The organism is Pantoea sp. BR_17, from assembly GCF_041955125.1.
Lineage (GTDB): Bacteria > Pseudomonadota > Gammaproteobacteria > Enterobacterales > Enterobacteriaceae > Pantoea > Pantoea stewartii.
Genome location: NZ_JAVAXT010000003.1, coordinates 307,232 through 328,819 on the forward strand (window position 1 = coordinate 307,232; position 21,588 = coordinate 328,819).

Sequence of the window (21,588 nt, forward strand, 5' to 3'; positions counted from 1 at the left end):
CAAAAAAGCCCGCAATAGCGGGCTTTTTTGTTTCTGGCTTCCGGCTCATGACCACGCGTCACATCCGTGCGACGCGTGGCTGAGGCTTACAAGCCTAACGCATAGCGCAAGACCTGACGTTTCAGCACGCCGGAATGCTCAGCGGCGATCAATCCCAGATTGCGTACCAGCTTTAACGGGCCGACGCGGTTGCTAAACGTAAAATAGAACAGATCCATCCCGCTCTGCATCAGCAGATTATCGTGGCGGCGCTGGCGCTGGTAACGTAACAGCACCCGTTCCGACGACCAGGTTTCAGCGTTGTCACGCGCAGCAATTAATACATCCATTAACGCATCGATGTCACGATATCCCAGATTCACGCCCTGCCCTGCCAGAGGATTAATGGTGTGCGCCGCATCGCCGACCAGCGCCAGCCCCGGCAGGACATAACGCGCGGCATGACGACGCACCAGGGGAAAGCCACCGGCTGCATGCACATGAAAACGGCCCAGTCGGGCCGGAAAGTGATGGGCGATCTCTTTCTCCAGCTGCGCGACAGGCATGGCCTGTAACTGTCGGATACGGGCGGCGGCGTCATACCATACCAGCGAGGCATGATGACCGAACAGCGGCAGGAAAGCGCGTGGACCGTCGGGCGTAAAGTGCTGCCAGGTCGCATCGCCAGCCGGATGCTCGCAGGTGACGCTGATCAGTAAGCAGGACTGTGCGTAACTCCAGCCGTGAATCCCAATACCCGCCATCTGTCGCACCTGTGAACTTGCGCCGTCTGCCCCCACCACTAATTTTGCGGTTACGGTCGTGCCATTGCTTAATGACAGCGTCCAGCCCGCATTACAGGGCTGAAGATCCTCCATCGTCGCCGGGCACAGCAAGGTGATCCCTCGCTGCGTCATCTCTTCCCACAGCGCACGTTGCAGCACCGTGTTCTCCACCATATAACCCAGTTCAGGCAAACCCAGCGATTCCGCATCGAAACTGACCTGCGCCGTCTGCCACTCCCAGGTTTCCAGTTTGCGGTAAGGCGCACAGCGCATCGCCTCCACGCGTTGCCAGACGTTCAGTTGTTTCAGGAGCGCCACCGACGAGGCGCCGACAGCGGAAATGCGCACGTCCGGCAGGCTGTCGGGATCGAAAGGTGGCGGGGTTGCCCGCTCAATCACCGCCACCCGGAAGCGGTGCTGCGCTAAACCACAGGCCAGCGCCGCTCCGACCATGCCGCCGCCGACAATCACCACATCAAACTGGTTATCCTGCATCACTTGTATCCCTCTCTTAGGCCGCCACTTTTCAGCGCGGTGGTATTCCTGCAAAGTGTACCGGAAAAATGAGGCACGATCAGAAAAGCCCTCAGGCTGGTCACATCCGCAGCAAAGCATTACAATACGCGCCCAGCACTTCACTGCACTGATTTAATGGCTAGCTCGATGACAAAAAAACTGCATATCAAAACCTGGGGATGTCAGATGAATGAGTACGATTCATCTAAGATGTCTGACCTGCTGAACAGCACGCACGGCTATACCCTGACAGAGGAAGCCGAAGAGGCGGATATTCTGCTGCTCAACACCTGCTCAATCCGCGAGAAAGCGCAGGAGAAGGTTTTCCACCAGTTGGGGCGCTGGAAAAAACTCAAAGAGCGCAACCCGGATTTGATCATCGGTGTTGGCGGCTGCGTCGCGTCGCAGGAAGGGGATCATATTCGCCAGCGTGCGCCTTGCGTGGACATTGTCTTTGGTCCGCAAACCCTGCATCGCCTGCCTGAAATGATTAATACCGTGCGCGGCAGCAAAAGTCCGGTTGTGGACATCAGCTTCCCGGAAATTGAAAAATTCGACCGCCTGCCAGAACCGCGGGCCGAAGGCCCCACCGCGTTTGTCTCCATCATGGAAGGCTGCAACAAATATTGTACGTTCTGCGTGGTGCCTTATACGCGCGGTGAAGAAGTCAGCCGTCCGTCAGACGATATTCTGCTGGAGATCGCGCAGTTAGCTGCGCAGGGCGTACGCGAAGTGAACCTGTTAGGGCAGAACGTGAACGCTTATCGCGGCGAAACCTTTGACGGCGACGTGTGCACCTTTGCTGAACTGCTGCGTCTGGTGGCGGCGATTGACGGCATTGACCGTATTCGCTTCACCACCAGCCATCCGATTGAGTTCACCGATGACATCATTGATGTCTATCGCGATACGCCAGAGCTGGTAAGCTTCCTCCACCTGCCTGTGCAGAGCGGCGCCGACCGAATTCTGACACTGATGAAGCGTGCGCACACTGCGCTGGAGTACAAGGCTATCATTCGCAAACTGCGCGCTGCACGCCCTGACATTGAGATCAGTTCTGACTTTATCGTAGGTTTCCCGGGTGAAACACAGCAGGACTTTGAGCAAACGATGAAGCTGATTGGTGATATTAACTTTGATATGAGCTACAGCTTTATCTACTCAGCGCGGCCGGGCACACCTGCGGCAGACTTGCCTGACGACGTCAGCGACGAAGAGAAAAAACAGCGTCTGTATATTCTGCAGGATCGCATCAACCAGCAGGCCATGGCGATCAGCCGCCGTATGCTGGGCAGCGTGCAGCGGATTCTGGTAGAAGGCATTTCACGTAAAAACGTGATGGAGCTGACCGGCCGGACCGAAAACAACCGAGTGGTAAATTTCGAAGGTCCGGTAGAGATGATTGGTAAGTTTGTCGACGTCGAAATTGTCGATGTGTATACCAACTCCTTGCGCGGCAAGCTGGTGCGGACTGAAGAGGAAATGGGCTTACGTGTGGTTGAAAGCCCGGCCTCCGTTATCGCCCGTACCCGCAAAGAAAATGATATCGGCGTTGGCGTCTTCCAGCCCTGATCTTCCGTTATGTGCGGCAGCTCACCGTCGGCTGCCGCACATTCTGCTGTTTTGCACTTGGTTTCTGCCGGTGCCGCCCAAATATCACCTCGTAAGCTTGCGCCCCGGCGTGACCGCATAAATAATTTCGTTATGATGCATCCGCTTAACACATCTGATGCACCCGCAATCCCTTTCAACTGGCCCTGAGTGACCCAAAGGATTCGTTTGAATATTGAAACCCGTGAAATCGCCCTTGAACCGGCTGATAACCGCCGTCTGATGAGCCTGTGCGGTCCATTTGATGACAATGTAAAACAGCTGGAGCGTCGTCTTGGCATTGAGATAAACCGCCGGGACAATCAGTTTAAACTGGTTGGTCGGGTGCTGTGCGTGAATGCCGCGGTCGAGATCCTGAAAACACTTTATGTCGATACCGCGCCCGTGCGCGGCGAAATTCCGGATATCGAACCCGAGCAGATTCATCTGGCGATCAAAGAAAGCCGGGTGCTGGAACAAACGGCAGAAAGCGTGCCCGACTACGGTAAAGCGGTCAATATTAAGACCAAGCGTGGCGTCATCAAGCCGCGCACCCCAAATCAGGCACAGTATATTGCCAATATCCTCGACCACGACATCACCTTTGGCGTGGGCCCGGCGGGTACCGGTAAAACCTACCTGGCTGTCGCTGCCGCGGTCGATGCGCTCGAACGCCAGGAGATTCGTCGCATCCTGCTCACGCGCCCCGCCGTCGAGGCCGGTGAAAAACTGGGCTTCCTGCCGGGCGATTTGAGCCAGAAAGTGGACCCCTACCTGCGTCCGCTTTACGACGCCCTGTTTGAGATGCTGGGCTTTGAAAAAGTCGAGAAGCTGATGGAACGCAACGTTATCGAAGTCGCGCCGCTGGCCTATATGCGCGGCCGTACGCTGAATGACGCGTTTATCATTCTTGATGAAAGCCAGAACACCACTATCGAGCAGATGAAGATGTTTCTGACCCGTATCGGCTTTAACTCGAAAGCGGTCATCACCGGCGACGTCACGCAGATCGACCTGCCCCGCCACACAAAATCGGGTTTACGTCACGCGATTGAGGTCCTGTCTGAAGTGGAAGAAATCAGCTTTAACTTCTTTCACAGTGAAGACGTTGTGCGTCATCCGGTCGTGGCACGCATCGTGACCGCTTATGAAGCCTGGGAAGAAGCCGATCAGAAACGTCGCGATCAGCAGGCTGAAGAGCGTAAGCGTGAAGCCCTTGCCGCCCAACATAGCGTTCAGGAGAAACCATGAGCGACGTGATTCTCGACCTGCAACTGGCCTGTGAACAAACAGAAAATCTCCCCACGGAAAGCCAGTTTCAGCGCTGGCTGGAAGCTGCGGTGACGCCGTTTCAGCCGGAGAGCGAAGTGACTATTCGTCTGGTGGATGAACAGGAAAGCCATGAGCTTAACCTGACCTACCGTGGTAAAGATAAACCCACCAATGTGTTGTCATTTCCTTTTGAAGCGCCACCCGGTATTGAATTGCCCCTGCTGGGCGATTTGATCATCTGTCGTCAGGTCGTGGAACAGGAAGCGCAGGAACAAGGGAAAAGCGTTGAAGCCCACTGGGCGCACATGGTGGTTCACGGTACGCTGCATCTGTTGGGTTATGATCACATTGAAGACAGCGAAGCCGAAGAGATGGAAGGTCTGGAGACCGAGATAATGCTTGCTCTTGGTTATCCTGATCCGTACATTTCGGAGAAAGAAAACGCCTGAGTTGTGGACTCAGGCCATCCTGCTGCCGGTAACCCGACCGGCAGCATCACTTACTGACCAGAGAGATCTTTAAAAACCGCCATGAGCGACGACCATTCTCAAAACAGCGATGCACCCAGTAGTAAAAAGGGATTTTTTTCCCTACTGCTCAACCAACTGTTTCACGGTGAACCCAAAAACCGTGACGAGCTCCTGAGCCTTATCCGTGATTCCAATCAAAAGGACCTGATTGATCAGGATACCCGCGACATGCTGGAAGGCGTGCTGGATATTGCAGAACAGCGCGTACGCGACATCATGATTCCGCGCTCTCAGATGATCACCCTGAAACGCAACCAGAACCTCGAAGAGTGCCTGGATGTAATCATTGACTCCGCGCACTCCCGCTTTCCGGTGATCAGCGAAGACAAGGACCATGTTGAAGGCATCCTGATGGCGAAAGATCTGCTGCCGTTTATGAGCAGCGAATCAGAAGCCTTCAGCGTCGAAAAAGTGCTGCGTCCTGCGGTGGTTGTGCCTGAGAGCAAGCGCGTTGACCGTATGCTGAAAGAGTTTCGTTCCCAGCGCTATCATATGGCGATTGTGATCGATGAGTTTGGTGGCGTGTCCGGACTGGTCACGATTGAAGATATTCTCGAACTGATTGTTGGCGAAATTGAAGACGAATATGACGATGAGGAAGATCGGGATATCCGCCAGCTCAACCGCCAGACCTACACGGTGCGTGCGTTAACCCCCATTGAGGATTTCAATGAGGTGTTCGGCACCCAGTTCAGCGATGACGAAGTGGATACCATTGGTGGACTGGTAATGCAGGGCTTTGGTCATCTGCCGGCGCGCGGTGAAAGCATCGACATTGATGGTTACCAGTTCAAAGTTGCCATGGCCGACAGCCGCCGTATCATTCAGGTCCACGTAAAAATCCCGGAAAATTCGGCGCTACCTCAACTGGATGACGAATAACGCTATGGCATTAGCCTCCTTTTACCAGCAGCAGCGGGTCCGTCTGCTGCTGGCTTTACTGAGCGGCGCCTGTGGCACGCTCGCCTTTTCCCCTTATGATTTCTGGCCTGCCGCCCTGCTTTCGCTGTTCGGCCTGCAACTTCTGACGTTTAACCGCACCAGTCCTCAGGCCAGCGCCATTGGTTTCAGTTGGGGGTTTGGCCTGTTTGGCAGCGGTATTAACTGGGTTTATGTCAGCATTGCCACTTTTGGCGGCATGCCTGGCCCGGTGAACGTTTTTCTGGTGGTCCTGCTGGCGGCTTACCTCGCGATTTATCCGGCACTGTTTGCCGGCATCCTGAACCGGATTTGGCCACGTCCCACACTGTGGCGACTGGCGCTGGCCGCTCCCGCGTTATGGCAGGTGACGGAGTTTTTGCGCGGCTGGATTTTAACCGGCTTTCCGTGGTTGCAGTTTGGCTACAGTCAGATTGATGGCCCGCTAAAGGGGATTGCGCCGCTGGCTGGGGTGGAAAGTATTACCTTCCTGCTGATGGTCATTGCGGGTTTGCTGGTTTATGCGCAGCAGCGACGTCAGGTGAAAAGCCTGGTGGGCGCGCTCGCGTTACTGGCAATATGCTGGCCGTTGCGTTATCTGCACTGGTATCAGCCTTTACCCCAGCAGGCGGTCGATGTCGCGCTGGTGCAGGGCGATATTCCCCAGTCGATGAAGTGGGACCCGCAGCAGTTGCTGAACACGCTGCGCATTTATAACGATTTAAGCCAGCCGCTGATGGGAAAAGCCCCCATTATTATCTGGCCGGAGTCGGCAATTACCGATCTGGAAAGTAACCAGCAACCGTTCCTGCGTTCGCTGGATGCCGAACTCCGCGCGCGCGGTAGCGCACTGGTGACCGGTATCGTGGATTCACGCCTGGAGCAGAATCGTTATCATGATTACAACACGGTTATCGTGCTGGGCGGGCCGAAGCCCTACAACTACTTCAGCACTAACCGCTATCAGAAAAACCATCTGGTGCCGTTTGGTGAGTTTGTTCCCATGGCGGATTTGCTGCGCCCGCTAGCCCCCTTCTTCGATTTGCCGATGTCTGCCTTCAGCCGCGGTGCCTATTTGCAGCCTCAGCTCAATGTGGCGAATTATCACCTTACGACGGCGATTTGCTACGAGATCGTGTTGGGTGAGCAGGTGCGGGCGAACTTCCGTCCGGACACCGACTTTCTGCTGACCGTCTCTAATGATGCCTGGTTTGGTCACTCGATTGGTCCCTGGCAACACTTCCAGATGGCGCGTATGCGCGCACTTGAGCTGGGCAGACCGCTGCTGCGCGGCACCAATAATGGCGTAACCGCCGTGGTGAATGCCAATGGCGATGTGGAAAAGGTTCTGCCGCAGTTCACGCGCGGCGTACTCGTGGATAAGGTAACGCCTACCCGCGGCGAAACGCCATACTCGAAAGCCGGGATCTGGCCGGTATGGATAGCGACAGTGCTGGCCGGGTTACTGGCCTTCATCCGACGTCAGCGCTGACACGCTGTGGTGAAGCGCTGCTTCGCCACAGCCTTTCGCGGTGTCTTAATCCGCACGCTGTTTCCCTTCCCCCTTTTACTGTTTCTGCTTCTGCTTCTGCTTCTGCTTCTGCTTCTGCTTCTGCTTCTGCTTCTGCTTCTGCTTCTGCTTCTTCAGTCAAACCGCCCGTTCACCCCACTGTCATTTTATTCTGGCACGATGATTGCTAAATGTTTCTGTATTCCTGCAATGCGGGGCTTGTTACCCACGATGGCATGGGCGTAATGCACCATTAACGCTCAATCTGCGCACCTTCCGCGTGCATGGACGCGCGATTGCCTTTTTTTGGTGCGAATGCCATCGCAAAAAAGAAACTTTTTTGTTTCATTAGGTTAACAATCCGCTATGTTAGTGAATATTCTTAAGCGCAGACGCGCGAGGGAATAATAAGAAAAGCAGTGCAAAATACACACAACATCACACTCAGTACAGGGTTGATCCTGTGCAATTTCCACACGAAGGAGTTGGAACATGCAATTACGCAAAGTGGCATTATCTCTTTTGCTGTTGAGCGCAGCAGCGGGAGCGGCCCAGGCGGAAGATCTCAGCGGTACCCTGAAAAAAATTAATGACAGTGGCGTCATTGTTATCGGGCATCGCGAATCGTCAGTTCCCTTTTCATATTACGACAACCAACAGAAAGTCGTTGGCTATTCACAGGCTTATTCAAACGCGATTGCTGATGCCATTAAAGCGAAGCTGAATAAACCTGATCTGCAGATCAAAATGATCCCGATTACTTCACAGAACCGTATTCCGCTGCTGCAAAACGGCACCTATGACTACGAATGTGGCTCAACGACCAACAACCTTGAGCGCCAGAAACAGGCGGCCTTTTCCGACACCATTTTTGTTATCGGTACCCGCTTGCTGGTTAAAAAAGGCAGCCCAATTAAGGATTTTGACGATCTGAAAGGCAAGACTGTCGTGGTGACCTCAGGTACGACGTCAGAAGTGCTGCTGCATAAACTGAACGACGAGAAAAAGATGGATATGCGCATCATCAGCGCCAAAGACCATGGTGATTCGTTCCGTACGCTGGAAACCGGTCGTGCCGTGGCCTTTATGATGGATGACGCCCTGCTGGCTGGCGAACGCGCTAAAGCGAAAAAACCGGATGACTGGGTCATTATCGGTACGCCACAGTCTAAAGAAGCTTATGGCTGTATGCTGCGCAAAGACGATCCGCAGTTCAAAAAGCTGGTTGATGACACCATTGCAAAAGCCCAGACCTCCGGCCAGGCAGAAAAATGGTTCGACACCTGGTTTAAACAGCCTATTCCTCCTAAAAACCTGAACATGAACTTTGAATTGTCTGATGACATGAAAGCCCTGTTCAAAACGCCGAATGATAAAGCGCTGAATTAACAACGATAACAAGGGCGGCGCTGTCGCCCTCTCGATTGCTGAAACCGCGGCGTGGACAGACCGCCTGATCGGGTCGTTCCCCTGACTCAGGCGCATTAAGCCGTTCATCAATCTTCAGGGTAGCTCTGCTACCCTTTTTTACCGGAGTTCGTTATGGGTATCGATTGGAACTGGGGCATTTTTCTCGAACAGGCCCCGTTCGGAAATACCACCTATCTCGGCTGGTTGTGGTCCGGTTTTCAGGTGACAATTGCTGTCTCCTGCTGTGCCTGGATTATCGCTTTCTGCGTAGGTTCATTCTTTGGCATTCTGCGTACCGTGCCTAATCGGCTGCTGGCAACGATTGGCACCTGCTATGTGGAATTGTTTCGTAACATCCCCCTGATCGTGCAGTTCTTCTTCTGGTATCTGGTGGCGCCAGAGCTGGTTGGTCAGAAGCTTGGCATGTGGTTTAAGTCGGAGTTGGATCCCAACCTGCAGTTCTTTATCTCGTCGGTGATCTGTCTGGGCCTGTTTACCGCCGCACGCGTCTGCGAGCAGGTGCGCGCGGCGATTCAGTCTTTGCCGCGGGGACAAAAGAATGCCGGGCTGGCAATGGGCCTGACGCTGCCGCAAACCTATCGCTATGTGTTGCTTCCTAATGCTTACCGCGTGATTGTGCCGCCAATGACGTCAGAAATGCTTAACCTGGTTAAAAACTCGGCGATTGCGTCGACGATCGGCCTGGTGGACATGGCTGCGCAGGCGGGCAAGCTGCTGGACTATTCCGCACACGCCTATGAATCGTTTACGGCCATTACGCTGGCCTACATTGCCATCAACCTGGTGATTATGTTTTTGATGAGCCTGGTTGAGCGCAAAGTGCGTCTGCCCGGCAATATGGGAGGCAAGTGATGTACGCGTTTGACTGGAGTTCCATTCCTCCCAGCCTGCCTTACCTGCTTAATGGTCTGGTCATTACCTTTAAAATCACGCTTACGGCGGTGGTCTTCGGCATCCTGTGGGGCACGCTGCTGGCGGTGATGCGTTTGTCGACCTTCAGGCCCATCAGCTGGTTTGCCAAACTGTACGTTAACCTGTTCCGTTCGGTACCGCTGGTTATGGTGCTGCTGTGGTTTTATCTGGTGGTGCCGAGTTTCCTGCAGCAGGTGCTGGGTATTTCCCCTAAAACCGACATTCGTTTGATTTCGGCAATGGTCGCCTTTTCGCTGTTCGAAGCGGCGTATTATTCGGAAATCATTCGCGCCGGCATCATCAGTATTGCGCGTGGGCAATCCAGCGCGGCGCTGGCGCTGGGCATGACGCAGTGGCAGTCCATGCGCCTGGTGATTCTGCCTCAGGCGTTTCGTGCCATGGTTCCGCTGTTACTGACCCAGGGCATCGTCCTGTTCCAGGATACCTCGTTAGTGTATGTGCTGAGCCTGGCGGACTTCTTCCGCACCGCCTCCACCATCGGTGAGCGTGACGGTACCCAGGTTGAGATGGTGTTGTTTGCCGGTCTGGTCTACTTCGTGATCAGCCTGAGCGCGTCACTGTTGGTCAGCTATCTAAAAAGAAAAAGGACGGTTTAAATGATTAGCCTGAAAAACGTTTCTAAGTGGTATGGTCAATTTCAGGTGCTGACCGACTGCTCTACCGAAGTCAAGACCGGTGAAGTGGTTGTGGTATGCGGGCCGTCAGGCTCGGGCAAATCGACCCTGATCAAAACCGTGAATGGCCTGGAACCTGTGCAACAGGGCAGCATTACGGTAAACGGTACTGAAGTGAACAATAAAAAAACCAATCTGGCCAAACTGCGCAGTAAGGTCGGCATGGTGTTTCAGCACTTCGAACTGTTCCCTCACCTGAGCATTATTGATAACCTGGTGCTGGCGCAGGTCAAAGTCTTAAAGCGCGACAAAACCGCCGCCCGCGAGAAAGGCCTCAAATTGCTGACTCGCGTGGGCCTGTCAGCGCATGCAGATAAATTTCCCGGCCAGCTCTCGGGCGGTCAGCAGCAGCGCGTCGCGATTGCGCGGGCACTCTGTATGGATCCGATTGCCATGCTGTTTGATGAGCCGACCTCCGCACTCGATCCCGAAATGATCAATGAAGTACTGGACGTTATGGTCGAACTGGCCCAGGAAGGCATGACCATGATGGTCGTGACACATGAAATGGGCTTCGCCCGGAAGGTGGCCAATCGGGTGATCTTTATGGATGAAGGAAAAATTATCGAAGACACCCATAAAGATGACTTCTTTAATAATCCACAGTCTGAGCGGGCAAAGGATTTCCTGGCAAAAATTCTGCACTAAACGTCAGGCGGGCACAAAGCCCGCCTGCTTCTTCTACGGCTCAAAAGGCTGACGATAAAACTGATCGTGATTGCATTCGGGGCAACGTGACAGCGTTTCCGGCGTATAAATGGCGCGAGTGAAGTGGCATTTTTCGCAGACCAGATTGCCCAGGCCCACCACCTCACCACTTTGGTACACACCATGATGTTGCAAATCCTGAAAAACCTCACGCCACTCTAACTGGCTTTTATCCGTAATATCTGCCAGCTCCTTCCAGATGCTTTCCCGAATCACGCGCATAAAAACGGAGTCGGCGACCGGCTCTTCCGCCTCTGCATAGTTACGGCCAAACTCTGCCAGATCGCGACGCACCGACGTCAGCGCCCGATCGATTTCGTCCGGCGTCAGATCGGAGTGCGCTTGTAAATGACGGCGCCGATCGTCGACTAACGTATCCAGATCGCGATCGCCGTGGCGAAGACGTTCGGTTAATACCGCCAGTGAGGCGTGATATTCCTGGGCCACTTTATTCATTTTATTCTCCTTTTTGCGCTCAGTACCTGTACTAAGTTTAGCTACTTTGTCACATTTGCCCGGCTCGCTGGGTAAGGAAGCGTAAAAGAGTGAAAGCAGGGATGCGTTGACGATAAATCGCCCCCGTAAAAGTGGGAAGTGTTGTTGATGTGCGGCCTTATGGGTATGCTATGCGGATCGTAAAGTCAGCAAAGTGTCATCTATTAAGGACCACAGGCAGCCATGCAAGAGCAATACCGCCCGGAAGAGATTGAATCCCGCGTTCAGCAGCAGTGGGATGAAAACGAAACGTTTAAAGTGACTGAGCAGGAAGGCAAAGAGAAGTACTACTGCCTGTCTATGCTGCCCTATCCTTCTGGCCGCCTGCACATGGGCCACGTTCGTAACTACACCATCGGCGACGTCATTGCGCGTTATCAGCGCATGCTCGGCAAAAACGTGCTGCAGCCAATTGGCTGGGACGCCTTCGGTCTGCCTGCGGAAGGCGCGGCGGTCAAAAACAATACCGCGCCGGCGCCCTGGACTTATGACAACATCGCGTACATGAAAAACCAGCTTAAGCTGCTGGGGTTTGGCTATGACTGGAGCCGCGAGCTGGCGACCTGTCAACCGGAGTATTACCGCTGGGAACAGTGGTTCTTCACCAAACTGTATGAAAAAGGCCTGGTGTACAAAAAAACCTCGGCGGTGAACTGGTGCCCGAACGATCAGACCGTACTGGCTAACGAGCAGGTTATCGATGGCTGCTGCTGGCGCTGTGACACCAAAGTCGAGCGCAAAGAGATCCCACAGTGGTTCATTAAAATCACTGATTACGCCGAAGAGCTGTTAAACGATCTGGATACGCTGGAAGAGTGGCCTGAGCAGGTCAAAACCATGCAGCGTAACTGGATCGGCCGTTCTGAAGGGGTGGAAATCACCTTTGACGTGGCAGACAGCAGCGAAAAAGTGACGGTTTATACCACGCGTCCGGACACCTTCTACGGCGCGACCTATGTCGCTGTCGCCGCCGGTCATCCGCTGGCGGCACAGGCGGCGGCCAGCAACCCTGCTCTGGCTGATTTTATCGCAGAATGCCGCAATACCAAGGTAGCCGAAGCCGATATGGCCACCATGGAAAAGAAAGGCATGGCGACAGGCCTGTCTGTCGTGCATCCGTTAACGGGTGAACGTCTTCCTGTGTGGGTCGCGAACTTCGTCCTGATGGAATACGGTACGGGTGCGGTCATGGCCGTGCCGGCGCATGACCAGCGCGACTGGGAATTTGCGACCAAATACGATCTGCCGATCAAACCGGTTATCCTCAATCTGGACGGCAGCGAGCCTGACGTCAGCGCCGCCGCGATGACCGACAAAGGTACGCTGTTTAACTCTGCCGAGTGCAGCGGCCTGGATCACAGTGCCGGTTTTAACGCCATTGCAGATGCGCTGGCGGCAAAAGGCGTTGGCGAGCGTAAAGTCAACTATCGCCTGCGCGACTGGGGCGTTTCTCGTCAGCGTTACTGGGGCGCGCCGATTCCGATGGTAACCCTGGAAGATGGCACCGTCATGCCGACACCAGAAGACCAGTTACCGGTGATTCTGCCAGAAGACGTGGTCATGGACGGCATTACCAGTCCGATTAAAGCCGATCCGGACTGGGCAAAAACCACCGTGAACGGTCAGCCTGCGCTGCGCGAAACCGATACCTTTGACACCTTTATGGAATCGTCGTGGTACTACGCGCGTTATACCTGTGCAGACTACAAGGACGGTATGCTGGACCCGGCTGCAGCAAACTACTGGCTGCCGGTAGATCAGTATGTCGGCGGCATCGAACACGCCATCATGCACCTGATGTATTTCCGCTTCTTCCATAAACTGCTGCGTGATGCAGGCCTGGTGAATTCGAATGAGCCAGCCAAACGTCTGCTGTGCCAGGGCATGGTGTTAGCGGATGCGTTCTATTATCTGGGCGTTAACGGCGAACGTAACTGGGTTTCGCCGGTTGACGTGACCGTCGAGCGCGATGAGAAAGGCCGCATTGTTAAAGCCGTAGATACTCAAGGCCGCGAGGTGATTTACGCGGGCATGAGCAAAATGTCCAAGTCAAAAAACAACGGCATCGATCCCCAGCTGATGGTTGAGCGCTATGGTGCCGATACCGTCCGTCTGTTCATGATGTTTGCCTCGCCTGCGGATATGACGCTGGAGTGGCAGGAATCCGGTGTGGAAGGGGCAAACCGCTTCCTGAAACGTGTCTGGAAACTGGTCTACGATCATTCACAGAAAGGTGCAACGGTTGCCCTGGACGTCGCCAGCCTGAATGACGATCAGAAAGCGTTGCGCCGCGACCTGCACAAAACCATTGCCAAAGTGTCGGATGATATTGGTCGTCGCCAGACCTTTAACACCGCGATTGCGGCGGTCATGGAGCTGATGAACAAGCTGGCGCGTGCGCCGCAGGACAGCGAGCAGGATCGTGCGTTGATGCAGGAGGCCTTACTGGCCGTGACGCGTTTGCTGTATCCGTTCACCCCGCATGCCAGCTACGTGCTGTGGCAGACGCTGGGCGGCGAAGGCACTATCGACAATGCGGAATGGCCAGTGGCAGATGACGCCGCAATGGTCGAAGATTCTCTGCTGGTCGTGGTGCAGGTCAACGGTAAAGTGCGGGGTAAAATTACTGTGGCAGCCGAGGCTACACAGGAGCAGGTTCAGGCGCGCGCTGCTGAGGAGCCCCTGGTGGCGAAATACCTTGATGGTGTGAGCATTCGTAAAGTCATTTATGTACCGGGCAAACTGCTTAACCTGGTTGTGGGTTAAGTTCAGGAGGAACTGTGCGACATCCGATTATCAGGTTGTTTGTCATGCTGGCGGCGGTGATCACCGCTGGCTGTGGTTTTCACCCGCGCGGCACCACTCAGGTGCCGACGGAACTGCGAACGCTGGTCTTAGAAACGGGCGATCCTTACGGGCCGCTGACGCGCGTGGTGCGTCAGCAGTTGCGAATCAACAACGTTAACATCGTTGAAGCGACGCAGAAAAACAGCATGGTCGTACCGACCCTGCGTCTGGGCGGGGAATCTCAGGGTCGAAGCACCGCATCCGTCTTCATCAGCGGCACCACCGCTGAATATCAGATGGCGATGGTGGTTACGGCTCAGGTCTTGATTCCCAACAAAGGGATCTACCCTATCAGCACGACCGTTTATCGCTCGTTCTTTGATAACCCGAACGCGGCCCTGGCGAAAGATGCGGAACAGGACATGATCACCCAGGAGATGCGTCAACGTGCAGCCGAACAACTGGTTCGTAAGCTGTTGGCGGTACATGCGGCCCAGATGGACAGCCCGCAGACATCCTCTTCGTCAACGGTGGCAAAACCGGTTCACTCTGCTGCGGGAACGGCCTCTTCCGCGGCACCCCTGACGCAATGATCAGGATTTATCCGGAACAACTCAGCGCGCAGCTCCGTGAGGGGCTGCGCGCCTGTTATTTATTAACCGGCAATGAACCTCTGTTGTTGCAGGAAAGTGCGGATGCCATTCGCGCCAGCGCCGTGGCGCAGGGCTTTGAAGAACATGTGAGTTTCACCCTGGATGCACAAACAGACTGGGACAGCCTGTTTGTCAGTTGCCAGTCAATGAGCCTGTTTACTCAGCGACAGACGCTTACATTGCAGTTTCCTGAAAATGGTCCCAATGCCGCCATCGCCGAACATCTGATCACGCTCGCCTCGCTGCTTCATGAGGATATTTTGCTGATTTGCCGGATGGCGAAACTCAGCAAAGCGCAGGAAAACAGCGCCTGGTTTAAAGCGCTGTCAGCCCATGCGGTGCTGGTCCCCTGCCAGACGCCGGAGCAGGCTCAACTGCCGCGCTGGGTCACCAGCCGGGCCAAAGCGATGAGGCTCGCGATCGACGATGCGGCGGTCCAGCTACTCTGTTACTGCTACGAAGGTAACCTGCTGGCGCTGGCGCAGGCACTTGAACGTCTGTCTCTTCAGTGGCCCGATGGCAAGCTCACGCTACCGCGCGTTGAAGCCGCAGTCAGTGATGCCGCGCACTTTACGCCTTATCACTGGGTCGACGCGCTACTGGCAGGCAAGAGCCGTCGCGCACTGCATATCCTGCAACAGCTGGAAAGTGAAGACAGCGAAGTGACGATATTGCTGCGGACGCTGCAGCGCGATCTGATGACTCTGCTGCACCTGCAACGTCATCAGACACAGCAACCTCTGCGTACACTGATGGATCAACAGCGCATCTGGCAAAATCGCCGTCCTCTCTTTACTGAGGCGTTGCAGCGCCTTGATGCAGCGCGCTTACAACAGGCAATCCATCTGTTGACGCAAATCGAAATTACGCTGAAACAGGATTATGGACAATCGGTCTGGCCACAGTTGCAAACGCTGTCGATGCTGATTGCCAACCGTGCTTTTCCCGCGAGTTTTGCCCATGTCTGATTTACACGCCCTGTTTGGCGGCACCTTCGACCCGATCCATTTTGGCCATTTACGCCCGGCAGAAGCGCTGGCGCAGCAAACTGGCCTGGCCCGGGTTACCCTGTTGCCCAACAATGTGCCGCCGCACCGGCCGCAGCCGGAAGCCAGTCCGCAACAGCGCCTGGCGATGCTGCGGTGCGCTATTCGCGATCTGCCGCTTTTTGATATCGATACGCGCGAACTGCAACGGGACACGCCCTCATGGACTGTCGATACGTTAGAAGCCATACGGGCTGAACGTGGCGATCAGCCGTTAGGGTTTATTATCGGTCAGGACTCATTACTGACGCTTGCAAAATGGCATCGCTGGCAGGATTTACTGAGCCTGTGTCATCTGCTGGTGTGCCAGCGACCAGGCTATCCGACTGAGATGGCGACGCCGGACATGCAGGACTGGCTGGACAGACACGTGATCCACGATCCTCAGGAACTGCAGCAGCGTCCGGCCGGCGGCATCTGGCTGGCAGAAACCCCGCGCTATGCCATTTCAGCTACCGAAATTCGCAAGCGTCGTCATCAGCATCTCGCCTGTGACGATTTACTGCCCGCCTCGGTAATCGACTATATCGACCGCGCCGGCTTATATCGCGACTGATATGGGCGTGATATACTACGCCGCTAAATTTTTCGGCTGTATCCCGGGCGTCAGCCAGCCCGCTCTCACCAGTTTTTAAAGGGGAACCTTTTGCAAGGTAAAGCACTCCAAGAGTTCGTTGTTGATAAGATTGATGATTTGAAAGGTCAGAACATCGTCACCCTCGACGTTCAGGGTAAATCAAGCATTACTGATTTCATGATCATCTGCACCGGCACCTCGACGCGCCACGTTACCTCAATCGCTGAACACGTTGAGCAGGAATCCCGCGCCGCCGGCCTGATGCCGCTTGGCGTTGAAGGCAAGACGGCCGCTGACTGGGTTGTGGTCGACCTCGGTGAAGTCATCGTGCATGTGATGCAGGAAGAGAGCCGTCAGTTATATGAACTGGAAAAGCTCTGGGGTTAAGCGGTGAAATTGCAGCTTGTTGCCGTCGGCACCAAAATGCCTGACTGGGTGCAGACCGGTTTTATGGAATACCTGCGTCGTTTTCCCAAAGACATGCCGTTTGAACTGACGGAAGTTCCGGCGGGCAAACGGGGTAAAAATGCCGACATCAAACGCATCCTGGAAAAGGAAGGTGAAGCGATGCTGGCCGCCACAGGTAAAGGCAACCGGATTGTCACGCTGGATATTCCCGGACAGCCCTGGGAAACCCCACAGTTGGCCCAACAGCTGGAACGCTGGAAACAGGATGGCCGCGATGTCAGCCTGCTGATTGGCGGCCCGGAAGGGTTAGCGCCAGCCTGCAAAGCGGCGGCGGAACAGAGCTGGTCGCTTTCGGCCTTAACGTTGCCTCATCCGCTGGTGCGCGTGCTGGTTGCCGAAAGCCTCTATCGCGCATGGAGCATTACGACAAATCATCCTTATCATCGTGAATAACCGATAAGCTCACTCCAGACATTACAAGTAGCGGATGAAATTACAAAGCAACGCCTTTCGCGATTACAGCGCCGAACAAAAAGTCTTTGTCCGCAGGGCTTTTATTGCTTTTGTCGGCGTCTTACTGCTCTCCTCCGTGCTGGTGGTTAATCTCTATCACCTGCAGATTTTACGTTTCGACGATTACAGTACCCGCTCCAACGAAAACCGAATCAAACTGGTGCCGGTCGCGCCCAGCCGCGGCATCATCTATGACCGCACGGGTACGCCGCTGGCCCTGAACCGGACCATTTACCAGGCAGAACTGGTGCCGGAAAAGGTCGATGACCTGAAACAAACCCTGCAAAATTTGCGTCCGGTCCTCGAACTCACCGATGAGGATATCGAGGCGTTTGAAAAAGAGCGTAAACGTTCACGCCGCTTCACGTCGATTCCGGTTAAAACTGGGTTGAATGAGGTGCAGGTGGCGCGCTTTGCGGTAAATCAGTATCGCTTTCCTGGCGTAGAAGTGAAAGGCTACCAGCGCCGCTACTATCCCTATGGCCAGACACTGACTCATGTTGTGGGCTATGTGTCGAAAATTAACGACCGCGACGTAGCCCGTCTGGATAAAGAGGGAAAATGGCCCAACTATGCGGCGACGCATGATATCGGCAAACTCGGTATCGAAGCCTATTACGAAGACCTGCTGCATGGCAAAACCGGCTATGAAGAGGTCGAAGTTAACAACCGTGGCCGGGTCATACGGCAGTTGCACGAGCAGTCGCCCCAGGCCGGTCGTGATATTTATCTGACTATCGATCTCAAACTGCAGCAGTATATCGAGACGCTGCTGGCCGGTAGTCGTGCAGCGGTCGTGGTCAGCGATCCGCGCACCGGTGAGATTCTGGCGATGGTGTCGACCCCCAGCTACGATCCCAACCTGTTCGTTGACGGCATTTCCAGCAAAGACTATCGCGGCTTGCTGAACGATGAAAATCGCCCACTCTATAACCGCGCGATTCAGGCCGCTTATCCGCCTGCTTCTACCGTTAAACCCTATGTTGCCGTCTCCGCCCTGAGTGCGGGGGTGATTAACCGCAATACCAGCCTGTTCGATCCTGGCTGGTGGCAACTCCCCGGCTCCGAGAAACGCTACCGTGACTGGAAAAAATGGGGACATGGTCGCCTGAATGTCACCAAATCGCTGGAAGAGTCCGCTGATACCTTCTTTTATCAGGTTGCCTATGACATGGGCATCGATCGCCTGTCGGAGTGGATGACGAAATTTGGCTATGGCATGCGCACCGGCGTTGACCTGCCTCAGGAAAGCGCTGGCAACATGCCGACGCGTGACTGGAAAATGCGTCGCTTTAAAAAGCCCTGGTATCAAGGCGATACCATTCCAGTCGGCATCGGTCAGGGTTACTGGACAGCGACACCGTTGCAGATGAACAAAGCGATGATGATTCTTATCAACGACGGCATCATCAAAGTGCCGCATTTGCTGCGCGCGACCCGTGAAGGCCGTACGCTGGTGCCTTATCGTCAGCCGCCTTCCCAGCCGATTGGCGATATCCACTCTGGCTACTGGGAAATTGCCAAAGACGGCATGTACGGCGTCGCCAACCGGCCAAACGGCACGGCCCACAAAAGCTTTGCCGATGCGCCTTACAAAATTGCCGCGAAGTCCGGTACCGCACAGGTCTTCGGTCTGAAAGAGAACGAAACGTATAATGCGCATAAAATCGCTGAACGCTTACGTGACCATAAGCTGATGACCGCTTTCGCGCCTTACGATAAACCACGCGTTGCCGTCACCATGATTCTGGAAAACGGCGGGGCCGGTCCGGCAGTGGGCACGGTCATGCGCCAGATTCTGGATCACATTATGTTAGGCGATAACAATACTGTCCTGCCGGATGCTGCGCCTACACCACCTGGCTATGAAGGTGAATAATCATGTCGATGAATGACAGCCCGCAGAAGCGGACGATCTGGATGCGCATGCACATTGATCCGCTGTTTATGCTGATCATCCTTGCGCTACTGACCTACAGCGCCATTGTTATCTGGAGTGCCAGCGGCCAGGATCCCGGCATGATGGAACGTAAACTGGGCCAGATCGCCATGGGATTAGTGGTGATGCTGGTGCTGGCGCAGGTCCCGCCGCGAGTGTATGAAGGCTGGGCACCTTATCTGTATATTATCTGCGTCATTCTGCTGATCGCGGTGGATGCTTTTGGGCAAATCAGTAAAGGCGCACAGCGCTGGCTGGATTTGGGGTTTGTCCGCTTTCAGCCTTCCGAGATCGCCAAAATTGCGGTGCCGTTAATGGTGGCGCGTTTTATTAACCGCGATGTCTGTCCACCTACCCTGAAGAATACCGCAATTGCGCTGGTGCTGATTTTTCTTCCCACACTGCTGGTGGCCGCACAGCCTGACCTCGGCACCTCGATTCTCATCGCCGCGTCCGGGCTGTTTGTGCTGTTTCTGTCGGGCATGAGCTGGAAACTGATTGGCATTGCCGTCCTGCTGGTCGCAGCCTTTATTCCTATCCTGTGGTTCTTCCTGATGCATGATTATCAGCGAGACCGCGTGATGATGCTGCTTGATCCGGAAAGCGACCCATTGGGCGCGGGCTATCACATCATTCAGTCAAAAATCGCCATTGGCTCCGGCGGCTTGCGCGGTAAAGGCTGGCTGCACGGTACTCAGTCACAGCTGGAATTCTTGCCGGAACGTCATACGGACTTTATTTTTGCCGTGCTGGCCGAAGAGCTGGGTCTGGTCGGCGTGTTGTTACTGCTGGTGCTCTACCTGCTGTTAATCATGCGCGGCCTGATCGTCGCCGCCCGGGCACAGACCACCTTTGGGCGCGTCATGGCGGGCGGATTAATGTTGATTTTATTCGTCTATGTTTTCGTTAACATTGGCATGGTTAGTGGTATCTTACCGGTGGTTGGCGTTCCGCTGCCGCTGGTCAGCTATGGCGGCTCGGCGCTTATTGTGCTTATGGCGGGATTTGGCATCGTAATGTCGATCCACACACACCGAAAAATGTTATCTAAAAGTGTTTAAGAGGTCGCAGATGCGTAAGGACTGGCTTGGCGTTGTATTGGCTTCAATGGTGTTGGCTGCATGTTCTACCCAGGAACCGCAACAGCAGAGTGCTCCACCCCAGCCCGCCTACAATGGCCCGGTGGTGGAAATTCCTGGCGTTGAGCCGCGTTATGAGCCGGTCAATCCGTCGACCAGTCAGGACTACAGCGTCAATGGCAAGACTTATCACATCATCAAAAATCCGGCTAACTACAGTGAAGTCGGATTAGCAGCCTGGTATGGCGATGAAGCCCAGGGCAGCCGTACCGCCATCGGCGAGCCTTTTGATCCGGATGCCCTGACCGCCGCGCATCCGACACTGCCGCTGCCAAGTTATGTGCGCGTCACGAATCTGGCCAACGGACGTCAGATTGTCGTGCGCGTTAACGATCGTGGCCCTTACACGCCAGGACGCATTATCGATCTGTCACGTGCGGCCGGTGATCGTCTGAACATCTCCAATAACACCCGCGTCCGCGTGGATTACATCAGCGTCGCGCCAGATGGCACGCTCTCGGGTCCGGGTACTATCGGCACTGTTGTGGCAAAACAGAGTTACGCCCTGCCCGCGCGTCCCGATCTGAACGGCCCCGTCATGAGTTCGCCCTCCGTCATGAACGGCGGCGGTCAGACGCAAACGGCACCAGCAATGGAAACGGCACCTGCCGCACAGGACGTGTCGCCTATCAGTAATGCGACTCTGAAAACGGACAATGCCATGGGCGCGCCCGTTCAGAGCAGTGGTTTCCTGGGGGCCCCTCAGCCCTTACCGAGCGGTGTTCTGGAAGGCAGTGAGCCAGAGGCGGCCCCCGCCACTGCCGCTGCCGCACCGGTGGTTGCCAGCGCCGCCGCGCCTCATGCTGCTTCATCCAGCCAGAGCAGCAGCGCTTCGCTGTCCGGCTATGTCGTCCAGGTCAGCGCTATCAATGATGCAGCACGTGCGCGCCAGCTGCTCAGCAGCCTGCGCCAGCGCTTCGGCGTACCCGGCGCAGTGGAAAACGCGGGGAACAACGTCTATCGCGTACAGCTCGGCGGTTACAAAACCCGTGCCGAAGCTGTGGCGCTACAGCAGCGCCTGAGCCGTGAGGGCCAGAGCGCGGCTTTTGTTACCACCGCAGGTCGTTAAACAACAGCTTTACTCATGACTGGTAACGTCTGTTAACAACCCAGTTATCAAGCCGGATGCCTGTTAATCAGGCATTTGTTATGATGAATGACTTTTTTTAACCCTAAACCCATGGA

Annotated in this window: 20 protein-coding genes; 18 read left to right on the forward strand and 2 right to left on the reverse strand. The window is 55.0% G+C overall.

The genetic code is table 11. The features are described from left to right. Window positions 1–86: 86 nt before the first annotated feature. Complete coding sequence (gene ubiF / locus RAC60_RS07595; RefSeq protein ID WP_162286331.1) at window positions 87–1,259, reverse strand: 3-demethoxyubiquinol 3-hydroxylase; 1,173 nt, start codon at window positions 1,257–1,259, stop codon at window positions 87–89. 168 nt (window positions 1,260–1,427) lie between these two features. Between ubiF and miaB the strand changes: the two genes are divergently transcribed. The 9 genes from miaB to RAC60_RS07640 all read left to right on the forward strand — a co-directional run bounded on the left by miaB (window position 1,428) and on the right by RAC60_RS07640 (window position 10,786). Then, window positions 1,428–2,852 (forward strand): tRNA (N6-isopentenyl adenosine(37)-C2)-methylthiotransferase MiaB, encoded by a 1,425-nt coding sequence (gene miaB / locus RAC60_RS07600; protein WP_033739300.1) that lies wholly within the window; start codon window positions 1,428–1,430, stop codon window positions 2,850–2,852. 207 nt (window positions 2,853–3,059) lie between these two features. Further along, window positions 3,060–4,121, forward strand: coding sequence for a PhoH family protein (locus RAC60_RS07605; protein WP_033739297.1), 1,062 nt, complete (start codon window positions 3,060–3,062; stop codon window positions 4,119–4,121). Further along, complete coding sequence (ybeY, locus tag RAC60_RS07610; RefSeq protein WP_033739295.1) at window positions 4,118–4,591, forward strand: rRNA maturation RNase YbeY; 474 nt, start codon at window positions 4,118–4,120, stop codon at window positions 4,589–4,591. Before RAC60_RS07605 ends, ybeY begins: the two co-directional genes overlap by 4 nt. An 81-nt stretch (window positions 4,592–4,672) precedes the next feature. Continuing rightward, the gene (corC, locus tag RAC60_RS07615) at window positions 4,673–5,554 is read left to right on the forward strand and encodes a CNNM family magnesium/cobalt transport protein CorC (RefSeq protein WP_033739293.1); all 882 of its coding nucleotides are present in this window, start codon (window positions 4,673–4,675) and stop codon (window positions 5,552–5,554) included. A 4-nt stretch (window positions 5,555–5,558) separates the two neighbouring features. After that, entirely contained in the window at window positions 5,559–7,082 is a 1,524-nt protein-coding gene (gene lnt, locus RAC60_RS07620) for an apolipoprotein N-acyltransferase (protein ID WP_375093203.1), read from the forward strand. Window positions 7,083–7,592: 510 nt separating this feature from the next. Beyond that, complete coding sequence (locus tag RAC60_RS07625) at window positions 7,593–8,489, forward strand: amino acid ABC transporter substrate-binding protein (RefSeq protein WP_033739290.1); 897 nt, start codon at window positions 7,593–7,595, stop codon at window positions 8,487–8,489. 153 nt (window positions 8,490–8,642) lie between these two features. After that, a complete protein-coding gene (locus RAC60_RS07630; RefSeq protein WP_006118418.1) occupies window positions 8,643–9,383 on the forward strand; it encodes an amino acid ABC transporter permease in 741 nt (246 codons plus the stop codon). After that, entirely contained in the window at window positions 9,383–10,060 is a 678-nt protein-coding gene (gene gltK, locus RAC60_RS07635) for a glutamate/aspartate ABC transporter permease GltK (RefSeq protein WP_006118417.1), read from the forward strand. Before RAC60_RS07630 ends, gltK begins: the two co-directional genes overlap by 1 nt. After that, complete coding sequence (locus RAC60_RS07640; protein ID WP_039342886.1) at window positions 10,061–10,786, forward strand: amino acid ABC transporter ATP-binding protein; 726 nt, start codon at window positions 10,061–10,063, stop codon at window positions 10,784–10,786. A 33-nt stretch (window positions 10,787–10,819) separates the two neighbouring features. Here RAC60_RS07640 and RAC60_RS07645 read toward each other — a convergent pair whose 3' ends face one another. Continuing rightward, complete coding sequence (locus RAC60_RS07645) at window positions 10,820–11,302, reverse strand: zinc ribbon-containing protein (protein WP_006118415.1); 483 nt, start codon at window positions 11,300–11,302, stop codon at window positions 10,820–10,822. Window positions 11,303–11,524: 222 nt separating this feature from the next. On the opposite strand from RAC60_RS07645, the gene leuS reads away from it, so the two are divergent. The 9 genes from leuS to rlpA all read left to right on the forward strand — a co-directional run bounded on the left by leuS (window position 11,525) and on the right by rlpA (window position 21,472). After that, complete coding sequence (leuS, locus tag RAC60_RS07650; protein ID WP_039342889.1) at window positions 11,525–14,107, forward strand: leucine--tRNA ligase; 2,583 nt, start codon at window positions 11,525–11,527, stop codon at window positions 14,105–14,107. 14 nt (window positions 14,108–14,121) lie between these two features. Beyond that, a complete protein-coding gene (lptE, locus tag RAC60_RS07655) occupies window positions 14,122–14,721 on the forward strand; it encodes an LPS assembly lipoprotein LptE (RefSeq protein WP_006118413.1) in 600 nt (199 codons plus the stop codon). Next, window positions 14,718–15,749: a DNA polymerase III subunit delta gene (gene holA, locus RAC60_RS07660; protein WP_039342893.1), complete on the forward strand. Its 1,032-nt coding sequence runs from the start codon at window positions 14,718–14,720 to the stop codon at window positions 15,747–15,749. Before lptE ends, holA begins: the two co-directional genes overlap by 4 nt. Continuing rightward, window positions 15,742–16,383, forward strand: a complete 642-nt coding sequence (gene nadD, locus RAC60_RS07665; protein ID WP_006118411.1) for a nicotinate-nucleotide adenylyltransferase — start codon at window positions 15,742–15,744, stop codon at window positions 16,381–16,383. Before holA ends, nadD begins: the two co-directional genes overlap by 8 nt. Before the next feature lie 90 nt (window positions 16,384–16,473). Then, window positions 16,474–16,791: a ribosome silencing factor gene (gene rsfS / locus RAC60_RS07670; protein ID WP_006118410.1), complete on the forward strand. Its 318-nt coding sequence runs from the start codon at window positions 16,474–16,476 to the stop codon at window positions 16,789–16,791. A gap of 3 nt (window positions 16,792–16,794) precedes the next feature. Further along, on the forward strand, window positions 16,795–17,265 hold the full coding sequence (rlmH, locus tag RAC60_RS07675; protein WP_006118409.1) for a 23S rRNA (pseudouridine(1915)-N(3))-methyltransferase RlmH: 471 nt from the start codon (window positions 16,795–16,797) through the stop codon (window positions 17,263–17,265). A gap of 34 nt (window positions 17,266–17,299) precedes the next feature. Beyond that, a complete protein-coding gene (gene mrdA, locus RAC60_RS07680) occupies window positions 17,300–19,204 on the forward strand; it encodes a peptidoglycan DD-transpeptidase MrdA (RefSeq protein WP_033737455.1) in 1,905 nt (634 codons plus the stop codon). 8 nt (window positions 19,205–19,212) lie between these two features. After that, entirely contained in the window at window positions 19,213–20,325 is a 1,113-nt protein-coding gene (gene mrdB, locus RAC60_RS07685) for a peptidoglycan glycosyltransferase MrdB (protein ID WP_006118407.1), read from the forward strand. A gap of 10 nt (window positions 20,326–20,335) precedes the next feature. Continuing rightward, window positions 20,336–21,472: an endolytic peptidoglycan transglycosylase RlpA gene (rlpA, locus tag RAC60_RS07690; RefSeq protein ID WP_058708330.1), complete on the forward strand. Its 1,137-nt coding sequence runs from the start codon at window positions 20,336–20,338 to the stop codon at window positions 21,470–21,472. Window positions 21,473–21,588: the final 116 nt, after the last annotated feature.